This window comes from Aquabacterium sp. (assembly GCF_036273115.1).
Classification (GTDB): Bacteria; Pseudomonadota; Gammaproteobacteria; order Burkholderiales; family Burkholderiaceae_C; genus Aquabacterium.
Genome location: NZ_DASUIN010000031.1, coordinates 1 through 10,101 on the forward strand (window position 1 = coordinate 1; position 10,101 = coordinate 10,101).

10 protein-coding genes and 1 pseudogene are annotated in these 10,101 nt (G+C 62.3%); 5 read left to right on the forward strand and 6 right to left on the reverse strand.

The window, feature by feature from the left end; all coding sequences use genetic code 11:
- Positions 1–523, forward strand: a pseudogene (locus VFW72_RS14555) (argininosuccinate lyase); the annotation flags it as partial.
- 65 nt (positions 524–588) lie between these two features.
- Here VFW72_RS14555 and VFW72_RS14560 read toward each other — a convergent pair.
- On the reverse strand, positions 589–993 hold the full coding sequence (locus tag VFW72_RS14560; protein ID WP_329675032.1) for a GtrA family protein: 405 nt from the start codon (positions 991–993) through the stop codon (positions 589–591).
- 182 nt (positions 994–1,175) lie between these two features.
- On the opposite strand from VFW72_RS14560, the gene VFW72_RS14565 reads away from it, so the two are divergent.
- Positions 1,176–1,655, forward strand: coding sequence for a hemerythrin domain-containing protein (locus tag VFW72_RS14565; protein WP_329675033.1), 480 nt, complete (start codon positions 1,176–1,178; stop codon positions 1,653–1,655).
- Here VFW72_RS14565 and dxs read toward each other — a convergent pair.
- From dxs to xseB, 3 genes are read right to left on the reverse strand one after another with little or no spacing between them, the layout of a single operon-like run.
- The gene (dxs, locus tag VFW72_RS14570) at positions 1,643–3,580 is read right to left on the reverse strand and encodes a 1-deoxy-D-xylulose-5-phosphate synthase (protein WP_414638814.1); all 1,938 of its coding nucleotides are present in this window, start codon (positions 3,578–3,580) and stop codon (positions 1,643–1,645) included. The genes VFW72_RS14565 and dxs overlap by 13 nt on opposite strands.
- A gap of 18 nt (positions 3,581–3,598) precedes the next feature.
- Positions 3,599–4,522: a farnesyl diphosphate synthase gene (locus tag VFW72_RS14575; protein ID WP_329675035.1), complete on the reverse strand. Its 924-nt coding sequence runs from the start codon at positions 4,520–4,522 to the stop codon at positions 3,599–3,601.
- Entirely contained in the window at positions 4,519–4,797 is a 279-nt protein-coding gene (xseB, locus tag VFW72_RS14580; protein ID WP_329675036.1) for an exodeoxyribonuclease VII small subunit, read from the reverse strand. The genes VFW72_RS14575 and xseB overlap by 4 nt, the downstream gene beginning before the upstream one ends.
- 225 nt (positions 4,798–5,022) lie before the next feature.
- Here xseB and VFW72_RS14585 point away from each other — a divergent pair, with 225 nt between their 5' ends.
- Positions 5,023–6,147, forward strand: a complete 1,125-nt coding sequence (locus VFW72_RS14585) for an aromatic ring-hydroxylating dioxygenase subunit alpha (protein WP_329675037.1) — start codon at positions 5,023–5,025, stop codon at positions 6,145–6,147.
- 10 nt (positions 6,148–6,157) lie between these two features.
- Entirely contained in the window at positions 6,158–7,081 is a 924-nt protein-coding gene (locus VFW72_RS14590; RefSeq protein ID WP_329675038.1) for a DMT family transporter, read from the forward strand.
- A 15-nt stretch (positions 7,082–7,096) separates the two neighbouring features.
- Here VFW72_RS14590 and VFW72_RS14595 read toward each other — a convergent pair whose 3' ends face one another.
- The gene (locus tag VFW72_RS14595) at positions 7,097–7,873 is read right to left on the reverse strand and encodes a ZIP family metal transporter (RefSeq protein ID WP_329675039.1); all 777 of its coding nucleotides are present in this window, start codon (positions 7,871–7,873) and stop codon (positions 7,097–7,099) included.
- A gap of 72 nt (positions 7,874–7,945) precedes the next feature.
- Between VFW72_RS14595 and VFW72_RS14600 the strand changes: the two genes are divergently transcribed.
- A complete protein-coding gene (locus VFW72_RS14600) occupies positions 7,946–9,508 on the forward strand; it encodes an exopolyphosphatase (protein WP_414638815.1) in 1,563 nt (520 codons plus the stop codon).
- A gap of 19 nt (positions 9,509–9,527) precedes the next feature.
- Here VFW72_RS14600 and VFW72_RS14605 read toward each other — a convergent pair whose 3' ends face one another.
- Entirely contained in the window at positions 9,528–9,992 is a 465-nt protein-coding gene (locus tag VFW72_RS14605; RefSeq protein ID WP_329675040.1) for a TssQ family T6SS-associated lipoprotein, read from the reverse strand.
- Between the last annotated feature and the right edge of the window lie 109 nt (positions 9,993–10,101).

Here is a 10,101-nt window from a genome sequence, read left to right on the forward strand (position 1 = left end):
GAACCCCGACGTGCCCGAACTGGCGCGCGGCAAGACCGGCCGCGTGGTGGGCCACCTGATGGGCCTGATCACCCTGATGAAGGGCCAGCCCCTGGCCTACAACAAGGACAACCAGGAAGACAAGGAACCCTTGTTCGACACAGTCGACACCCTGAAGGACACGCTGCGCATCTTCGCCGAAATGGCTGCCGGCATCACGGTCAAGCCCGAAGCCATGGAGCGTGCCGCCAAGAAGGGTTACGCCACTGCCACCGACCTGGCCGACTACCTGGTCAAGAAGGGCCTGCCTTTCCGTGACGCGCACGAAGTCGTGGCCCACGCCGTGAAGGACGCCATCGCCGCCGGCGTGGACCTGTCGGAATTGCCGCTGGACAAGCTCAAGGCCTACAACCCCGCCATCGAGCAGGATGTGTACGAAGTACTGAGCCTGCGCGGCTCGCTGAACGCTCGCAACATTCTGGGCGGCACCGCCCCCGAGCAGGTGCGCGCCCAGGTGGCCCGCCACCGCGCACGACTGGCCTGATCATTCGCCCCGCAAAAAAGCCGCCTGATTCAGGCGGCTTTTTCTTTTGTCTGGCCTTATTCGGTTCAATGGGGGGCGTGCGGATCGGCCTTGAGGATCCGGCGAGCCGACCAGAAGTTGAACGCCAGCCCCGCCAAGCTCCCCAGCGCCACACCAATCGCCGGCTGGTCTTGCACCACCGGCCACACAGCCAGGCTCAGCACATACACCCCGTAATTCACCGCTCCGCCTACTGCCATAGACGACAAGTAAGCGAGGTATTCGCGAGCCAAACTCCCCACTCGCGGCCCCTTGAAGGTCAGAGACCGATTGAACAGCCAGGTGAATGTGGCAGCACACGCAAACGACAGCGCACGCGCCAGGTAATAGCCGGCCCAAGCCTTGAGCGCATACAAAACACCGATATCGACCAGCAGCGCCAGCCCGCCCGACACGCAAAACAGCAGAAGCGATCGCAGACCCGACGCCATGAATGTCCCTCTCTCTCACGGCACCGCCGCACTGCAAACGATTCTATCGAGCGAAAGTCCAGCAACAGACTGGGCTTTCCTTTTGGCCCCCTCTTGAGCCAACTCAAGCCCGAAACCCAGGCCAGAGATTAGGCTGCGAGGCGCCGTTTTGATTCATTTTTTGCCGTTTATTGAGGTCCACCATGCCGCTCGTCTGGTCCGAAGCCATGTCCCTTGAAATGCCCGCCATGGACGAGGCCCACGAAGACATCGTGGACCAACTCGCCTTGGTCGAGACAGCCAGTGACGACAACCTGCTGGACGCATGGAACGCCCTGATCGACGAAACCGCCGAGCACTTTGCCGAAGAAGACCGCTGGATGCAGGCCACCGGCTTTGCCCCCGACAACTGCCACAGCTCACAGCACGCCATCGTGCTGAAAATCATGCGCGAAGGCGCCGAAAAATGTGCCAAGGGCGATCTGGCCATCGTGCGCCAGATGGCTTATGAGCTGACCGTGTGGCTGCCCCACCATGTGTCGGCCATGGATGCCGGCCTGGCCCTGCACCTCAAGAGCGTCGGCTTCAACCCGGAAACCGGTCAGGTAGACAAACCCGAGGCGCTGCCCACCACCGCCCTGACAAGCTGCCGCTCAGAGCCCTGCGAAGATCACGCCGACTGATTCGGGTTACCGGCCGCCTGATCCAGACGGTCACGAACCAAGCGCTCGATGCCAGCAGCATCGAGCCCACACATCGACAGCAGCTTGGCCGGATCGCCATGCTCGACGAACTCATCAGGCAAGCCCAGCATCAGCAAGGGTGCATTCACTCCCGCCTGGGCCAAGGCCTCAGCCACCGCCGAGCCAGCGCCGCCTGAAACACAGCCCTCCTCCACTGTCACCAGCAGGTCGTGGGTGCGAGCCAACTCCAGCACCAAGGCGGTGTCGAGCGGCTTGACGAAGCGCATATTGGCCACCGTGGCATCCAGCGATTCGGCGGCCGCCAAAGCGGGATACAGCAAGGTCCCAAAGGCCAGAATGGCCACGCGGGAGCCCACGTTAGCGCCCCCCTGCTGCTGCCCATGCCGACGGATCTCACCCTGCCCCCATGGCATCGCCGTGAGTTCGGGCTGCACGGCCACACCGGCGCCCGTGCCACGCGGGTAGCGCACAGCAACCGGATGGTTCTGTTCATGCGCCGCGGTCAAGGCCTGACGCAACTCGTTTTCATCGGCCGGCGTCAGCATGCTCATGTTGGGAATGCAGCGCACGAAGGCAATGTCAAACGCCCCCATGTGCGTGGCGCCATCGGCCCCCACGATGCCAGCACGATCCAGCGCAAACACCATGGGCAGGTTCTGCAGGGCCACGTCGTGGATCAGCTGGTCGTAGCCGCGCTGAAGGAAGGTCGAATAGATCGCCACCACGGGCTTGAGGCCCTCACAAGCCAGGCCTGCCGCGAAGGTCACGGCATGCTGTTCGGCAATGCCCACGTCGAAATAACGGCCAGGGAACTTCTGGTGAAACTCGACCATGCCTGAGCCTTCCCGCATGGCGGGCGTGATACCCACCAGACGTGAATCATGGGCAGCCATGTCGCACAGCCATTGGCCAAAGACCTGGGTGAAGGTCGGCTTCACCGGCTCGGTACTGGCCACCTTCTTCAGACCCACGGCCGGGTCGAACTTGCCGGGGCCGTGATACGCAATGGGATCTGCCTCGGCCAGCTTGTAGCCATAGCCCTTTTTCGTGACCACATGCAGGAACTGCGGGCCATGGCGATCGCGCAGGTTTTCCAGGGTGGGAATCAAGGAGTCGAGGTCATGGCCGTCAATGGGGCCGACGTAGTTGAAGCCGAACTCTTCAAAAATCGTGGCCGGCACGACCATGCCCTTGGCATGCTCTTCCAGCTTTTTTGCCAACTCGAACAGAGGTGGCGCATTGCGCAGCACCTGCTTGGCTCCTTCGCGTGCAGCCGCATAGAAGCGACCCGACATCAAACGAGCCAAGTAGCGATTCAGCGCGCCCACGGGCGGCGAGATCGACATGTCGTTGTCGTTGAGCACCACCAGCACATCGGCCATGCGGCCGTTGTGTGGCACCCCCGCGTTGTTCAGGGCTTCGAAGGCCATGCCAGCCGTCATGGCACCGTCGCCGATGATGGCCACCGCCTTGCGGGCTTCGCCACGCAGTTGCGCGCCCACGGCCATGCCCAGGGCAGCCGAAATCGAGGTCGACGAGTGGGCCGTACCAAAGGTGTCGTACTCGCTTTCGTCGCGACGCGGAAAGCCGCTCATGCCGCCCAACTGGCGCAGAGTGGGCATGCGGTCACGACGCCCGGTCAGGATCTTGTGCGGGTAAGTTTGGTGCCCCACGTCCCACACCAGCCGGTCATCGGGGGTGTTGAACACGTAGTGCAGGGCCACCGTCAATTCAACCGTTCCCAGGTTCGACGACAAGTGCCCACCGGTGCGCGACACGCTTTGCAGCAGGTATTCGCGCACTTCACCCGCCAACTGCTTCAACTCGCCACGCGAGAGGCGACGCACGTCGGCTGGAGATTCGATGCGAGACAACAAGGGATACGTCATGTCTGATCCATCCATGGAGGAATGCTTCTCTCGTCAGTGGTCGCGATGCACGATGCGCTCGGCCAGCGCCATCAACATCGCAGTGGCCGCTTCACCCAGACCGCTGCGCACCAGTGCCTGTCGGGCGCGTTCGAGCAACTGCGCCGATTCATCGCGCGCGCCGTCCAAGCCCAGCAGGCTGACATAAGTCGGTTTGTTGGCATCGGCGTCTTTGCCCGCCGTCTTGCCCAGTTTGTCGGATGCCTGCGTGGCGTCGAGCACATCATCGACGATCTGAAACGCCAGGCCAATCGCATCCCCGAAATCACTCAGGGCCTGCCAGGCAGCGCTCTGCGGCAGCAAGCCACCACAGGCTGCGCCCATCTGGACGCTGCAACGCAGCAGGGCCCCTGTCTTGCGGTGATGCATGTCGCGCAAGGTCTGTTCGTCCAGGTCTTTGCCCACGCTGGCCAAATCAATGGCCTGCCCCCCAGCCATGCCTGCCTGACCCGAGGCACGGGCCAGCAGTCGGCACAAACGGGCCTGCAATCGGGCATCAACGCCATCGGGGGTCTCGTCGGGTGTCAGCACATCGAAGGCCAGGGCCTGCATAGCATCGCCTGCCAGCATGGCCTGCGCTTCGCCATACTTCACGTGAACCGTGGGCTTGCCGCGCCTGAGCACGTCGTTGTCCATGCAGGGCATGTCGTCGTGGATGAGCGAGTAGGCATGGATGAGCTCGACTGCGGCGGCGGCCCGCATGGCCGCCTCTGCGCCCGCGGTGTGCTTGTCGGCCCCGGCGGCCTCTGCCGCAGCCAGCACCAACAAGGCACGAAGACGCTTGCCACCGTCCAGCACGCCATAGCGCATGGCTTCACCCAGACCGGCAGGCGCATCGGCCGGCACCCATTGCTCCAGGGCCCGCTCGACACGGCCCAAAGCCTGCGTCGACCAGCGAGAAAAATCAGCCACCGTCATGCTGCATCCAGAGGCTTGAGCTGGCCCGCTTCAAGCAATTTGACTTGGGACTCGACCGCTTCCAGCCGAGACCGACAGAACTTCAACAACTGCGCCCCACGCTGATAACTGCTCAACAAGCTGTCGAGGGGCAACTGCCCCGACTCCATGCTCATCACCAGTCCTTCCAGCTCGGACAGGGCCTGCTCGTAACTCATGTCAGCAGGCAAGGTCGCCGCAGGATCAACAAGATCGACAGCAGCGTTTTTTCCAGAAGAGGCAGACGATTTGGCCATGGGGTGTCGCCCGGTCTCCGGGTGTCGAAGGCAAACGCGTATTCTATTTCGGCGGCAGGCCAATTCGTCGCTGGGCCCACCCGTGACAAGGGAATCTGCCCCCGGTCTGGGTGGTGAAGTTAAGGCAAGCCATGGCACCCTTGAGCCGAGGGGGTACAATTGTGGGTTTCCCCGCAGTATGGGTCTGCGGGGGGTTGACATTGGTTTTTGGAGATCCTGGGGATCATGTCTGACCTGAGTAATGCACTCACAGCTCTTTCGCGCAGCCGCACGCAGCTGCCCGTGTCCGCCTACTTTGATGAGGCCCTCTATAAAGCGGAGCTTGAGCGCATCTTCCAGTCCGGTCCACGCTACCTCGGGCACGCCAATGCGGTTCCCGAGGTAGGCGACTATTACGCCCTGCCCCAAGAGGGGGAAGGTCGCGCTTTGGTGCGCACGCCGGACGGCGTCGAGCTGATCTCGAACATTTGCCGCCACCGCCAGGCTGTCATGCTCAAGGGGCGAGGCAACAGTCGCCACAACATCGTGTGCCCGCTGCACCGCTGGACCTACAGCCACAAGGGCGAGCTGATCGGCGCACCGCACTTCGACCACGACCCCTGCCTGAATCTGAACAACTACAAGATTCAGAACTGGAACGGGCTGCTGTTCGAAGACAACGGGCGCGACATCGCGGCCGACCTCGCCGGCATCGATGCCCGCTTCAAACCCGGCGGCGATCTGGACTTCAGTGGCTACGTGCTCGACAAGGTTGAACTGCACGAGTGCAACTACAACTGGAAGACCTTCATCGAGGTCTATCTCGAGGACTACCACGTCGGCCCGTTCCACCCTGGCCTGGGCAACTTCGTGACCTGCGACGACCTGCGCTGGGACATGGCCAAGGAATACTCGGTGCAAACCGTGGGCGTGGCGCGCACGTTCGACAAGCCCGGCTCGGGGGTGTACCAGAAGTGGCATGACGTGCTGATGCAATACCGCAATGGCACCAAGCCAACGCAGGGTGCGGTCTGGCTCACTTACTACCCCACCATGATGGTGGAGTGGTACCCGCACGTGCTGGTCGTGTCCAACATGTACCCGCAAGGCCCGCAGAAAACGCTCAACGTGGTGGAGTTCTACTACCCCGAAGAGATCGTGGCCTTCGAGCGCGAATTCGTTGAAGCCCAGCAGGCTGCCTACATGGAAACCTGCATCGAGGACGACGAAATCGGCGAGCGCATGGATGCCGGCCGCAAGGCTTTGTTCGAGCGCGGCGACAACGAAGTCGGCCCCTACCAAAGCCCGATGGAAGACGGCATGCAGCACTTCCATGAGTGGTATCGCCGCGTGATGGACTTCAAGGACTGAGGTCCTCGCCATGAATGCAGTCGGACGGCTCGTCAGCAAACTGTCAGCCGCCTGGCTGATGGTGCTGGCCACCCTGCTGTTCGCGGGCATGGGTGTGTGCGTCAAGAAAGCCTCTGCCGAGGTCACCACGGCAGAGGTTGTTTTTTTTCGGGGCTTCGTCGGCGCCATCATGATGGGCGCCCTGGCCTGGTGGCAAGGCCTGAACCTGCACACCCAGGTTCCCCGACTGCACTTCCTGCGGGGTCTGGCTGGCGTCACCGCCCTGAGTCTGTGGTTCTACACGATTGGCCGACTGCCTCTGTCCACCGCCGTCACGCTGAACTACATGTCGTCGGTGTGGATGGCCGTGTTCCTGGTGTTGCGGCAACTGTGGCGGCGCTGGCAAGCCCGGCCCAGCAAGGCCATTCCGCTACCGCTGCTGGGCGCCGTGTTGATCGGCTTCGTGGGCGTGGCCCTGGTTCTGCGCCCCACCTTGCAGCGTGACCAATGGGTAGAAGCCCTGGTGGGCGTGCTGTCGGGCATGCTGTCGGCCTGGGCTTATCTGCAAGTGGCCAGCCTGGGGCGTGCCGGCGAACCGGAACACCGCGTGGTGTTTTACTTCTCGCTGTTTGGCACGTTGGCGGGCTTGCTGATCAGCGGCTTGACCTACCTGAGCGGACACACGGCCTGGGCCGCCCCCAGTCCCATGGGATGGGTCTGGCTGCTGGGCATTGGCGGGTTTGCCACCGTGGCCCAGTTGGCCATGACACGGGCATATGCCAAAGGCCAGGCTCTGGTCATGGCCAGCCTGCAGTACCTGGGCATTGCCCACGCCTTCATCTTGGGCGTGCTGCTGTTTGACGACCCGATCAACCCACTGTCCATTTTGGGCATGGTGCTGATTGTGGCCGCCGGCATGGGGGCCACACGCACCAGCGCCGCGGTCAAAGACTGACCCGCGGTCTTTCGATCAATGGTCGTGCAAACCGTGCACGATGCTGGCAATCATCAACAAGCCCATTCCCAGCCACACCAACTGGAACACGGTGTCGCGCCAGCTCAGGCGCTTTTGCAACTGGGGAATCAAGTCGGCTACTGCCACGTACACAAAGCTGCTGGCGGCCACCACCATCATGTAGGGCAGGTACTCTTGCCAGGGGCCGATCAGGAAGTAGCCCAACACGCCCCCCACCACCGCGGCAAAGCCCGAAATCATGTTGTAGACCAGGGCGCGCATGCGGGTGAAGCCAGCATTGATCAGCACAATGTAATCGCCCACTTCCTGCGGAATTTCGTGGGCAATGATGGCCATGGCCGTGACCAGCCCGAGATGGGGGTCAGACAAGAAAGCAGCAGCGATCAGGACGCCGTCGCAGAAGTTGTGAATGCTGTCGCCCACCAGCACGCTCCAGCCGCCACGGCCGGCTTGTTCGGCATCGAACCCATGATGATGGTGATGGTCATCGTGTTCATGGTGATGGCCATGGCGATACAACTCGGCTTTTTCAAGCAGGAAGAAGAACATCAACCCACCCAGCAGGGTCAGGAACAAAGCCTGCGGCGACCGCCCTGATTCAAAGGCCTCCGGCAGCACATGCAGCAGGGCTGTCCCCAGGAGCACACCCGTGGAGAGGCTGACCAGATGCCGAACGATCAGCGTCAGCAACGGTTGAGATACTGCAGCAGCCAGCGCCACTGAGACCACGCCCCCTAAAAAGGTCGCGGCCACGATGTAAGTCAGAGTCATGGTGTGATCTTAGCAACGCTGTCAACACAAACGCGACCTCGAACTGTCATTCAGAGGTAGGACAATCGGGCTATGGATACCGACACCCCCGCTTCGTCCGCCAAATCAGCCGCCGCCTTGGATGCCAGCCGCTTCCCGCAGCAGTTGGCGTCCATCGACATGGGCTCCAACAGTTTCCGCCTGGAAATTGCCGAGTTGCACAAGGGGCGCTACAAGCGCATCGATTACCTCAAGGAAACCGTGCGCCTGGGAGCCGGCCTGGATGAGCACGGCCTGCTGACAGAAGAAGCCGCGCAACGAGGGCTGGCCTGCCTGGCCCGATTTGCCCAGCGCCTGAAAGGCTTTGCTTCGTGGCAAGTGCGCGCGGTGGCCACTCAGACCTTGCGCGAAGCCCGCAACCGCGATGCCTTCCTGAGCCGAGCCAACGGGGCCCTGGGCCACCCGATCGACGTGATTGCCGGCCGCGAAGAGGCTCGCCTGATTTACCAAGGCGTGGCACGACTGCAGCCCAGTGAGCTCCCCCGCCTGGTGATCGACATTGGCGGGCGTTCGACCGAGATGATTCTGGGCCGAGGCCGGCTGCCACAACGCGCCGAATCGTTCAAGGTGGGCAGCGTCAGCCTGTCTTTGGCCCATTTCCCTGATGGCCGCTTCACCGCCGACGGTTTTCGGGCCGCCCAGATTGCCGCAGGTGCCGAGCTGGAAGAAGGTTTGACCTTGTTCACCCCCTCACAATGGCGTGAGGCGCTCGGCTCGTCCGGCACAGTGGGGGCCGTCTCGCAACTGCTGCAAGCCAACGGCATCACCGACGGGCGCATCACCCCTGAGGCCTTGCGCTGGTGCATTGAGCAATGCCTGCAAGCCGGGCATGTCGATGCCCTGAACCTGCCCGGCTTGAAAGCCGACCGCAAAGCCGTTCTGGGGGGAGGCCTGTCCATCCTCTACACCCTGGCCGTTCAGTTCAACATCGATGTCATGTGGCCCGCACGCGGGGCACTGCGTCAGGGGGTGATCTTCGATCTGGAAGAACGAATCGAAGCCACGCGCAACCACCGCCTGCCCGACCCACGTGACTCGGCCGTGCGTGAACTTCAGCAGCGCTTCCGCGTAGACACCCAGCACGCCCAACGCATTCACGACCGCGCACTGCAACTGTGGAACACCATGCAAGGGCGCCCGCCTAGCGATGGCGAAGCCATTCGTGAACTGGCTTGGGCCGCACAACTGCACGAAATCGGCATGATGGTGTCACACCATGATCACCACCGACACTCGTCTTACCTGTTGGGGCACGTGGATGCCGCCGGCTTCTCGCAGTCGCAGCTGCGCCGGCTGGCCTCGCTGGTTTTGGGACAACGTGGCGAGTTGATCAAGCTGGCCGAACATCTGAACGACAAGGTGCTGATGGCGCAGGTTTTGTGCCTGCGTCTGGCCATCATCCTGCACCACGCGCGGATCGATCAGCCCACAGAGGTGGCTCGCATCATCAAGGCACGCTCACGCTGCAGAGTCAGCCTGGACAAAGGCTGGGCCCAGCACCAGCCCCGCACGCTGCACCTCTTACAAGAAGAGGTCCGTCGCTGGAATGCGGCCGGACCTCATGCATTGGAACTGACCTGGCGCGAACTCAATTGAGCCGCGCTGGCTGTGAGCCTTACTTTTTCTTCTGACTCAAGCTGCGCTTGTACACAGGGCCCCACATCGGGTGCCCGGCTTCCGCCTTGGTCAAAGCAAACTTGGGGTCCGCGGTGCGGGCTGCTTTGAATGCAGCCAGGCACTGCGCTTCACGCTTGCTGGTGCAGAAAATGAAGGCCAAGTGCTTATTGGCTGTGGCCACATCGGTGGGGTTGGCCAGGCCCATCTGCAGGGCCGACTTCAGATCCAGTTCAGCCTGCTGATACTGCGCCGCCTGGTATGCCTTCACACCTTGAGCCAGCACGGTCTCTGGCGTCACCACCACTTTGGGGGCAGCCACCACAGGCTCCGCAGGCGCGGAAGCCACCACGGGAGGAGGCGGCACATCCTGTGAGGCAGTTTGATTCGAAGTGGCACAGCCAGCCAGCGTCAGCGAGGCCGCAGCGAACGCACCCATGCAGAGGCGTTGAGAGCGAGTCAACATAAGCAAGATCCCTTGTTTAAAAACGGTGCTCGAGAGCATACGTGCGCCCTGACTTCACCGTGATGGTTTTTCGATACACCGGCGAATCGGCATTGCTGATCGCAATCAC

Excerpts from the sequence above, each read along its gene's own strand:
- VFW72_RS14560 (WP_329675032.1), bottom strand. The coding sequence starts at position 993 with ATGGCGTCGGGTCTGCGATCGCTTCTGCTGTTTTGCGTGTCGGGCGGG.
- VFW72_RS14565 (WP_329675033.1), top strand. The coding sequence starts at position 1,176 with ATGCCGCTCGTCTGGTCCGAAGCCATGTCCCTTGAAATGCCCGCCATG.
- dxs (WP_414638814.1), bottom strand. The coding sequence starts at position 3,580 with ATGGATGGATCAGACATGACGTATCCCTTGTTGTCTCGCATCGAATCT.
- VFW72_RS14575 (WP_329675035.1), bottom strand. The coding sequence starts at position 4,522 with ATGACGGTGGCTGATTTTTCTCGCTGGTCGACGCAGGCTTTGGGCCGT.
- xseB (WP_329675036.1), bottom strand. The coding sequence starts at position 4,797 with ATGGCCAAATCGTCTGCCTCTTCTGGAAAAAACGCTGCTGTCGATCTT.
- VFW72_RS14585 (WP_329675037.1), top strand. The coding sequence starts at position 5,023 with ATGTCTGACCTGAGTAATGCACTCACAGCTCTTTCGCGCAGCCGCACG.
- VFW72_RS14590 (WP_329675038.1), top strand. The coding sequence starts at position 6,158 with ATGAATGCAGTCGGACGGCTCGTCAGCAAACTGTCAGCCGCCTGGCTG.
- VFW72_RS14595 (WP_329675039.1), bottom strand. The coding sequence starts at position 7,873 with ATGACTCTGACTTACATCGTGGCCGCGACCTTTTTAGGGGGCGTGGTC.
- VFW72_RS14600 (WP_414638815.1), top strand. The coding sequence starts at position 7,946 with ATGGATACCGACACCCCCGCTTCGTCCGCCAAATCAGCCGCCGCCTTG.
- VFW72_RS14605 (WP_329675040.1), bottom strand. The coding sequence starts at position 9,992 with ATGTTGACTCGCTCTCAACGCCTCTGCATGGGTGCGTTCGCTGCGGCC.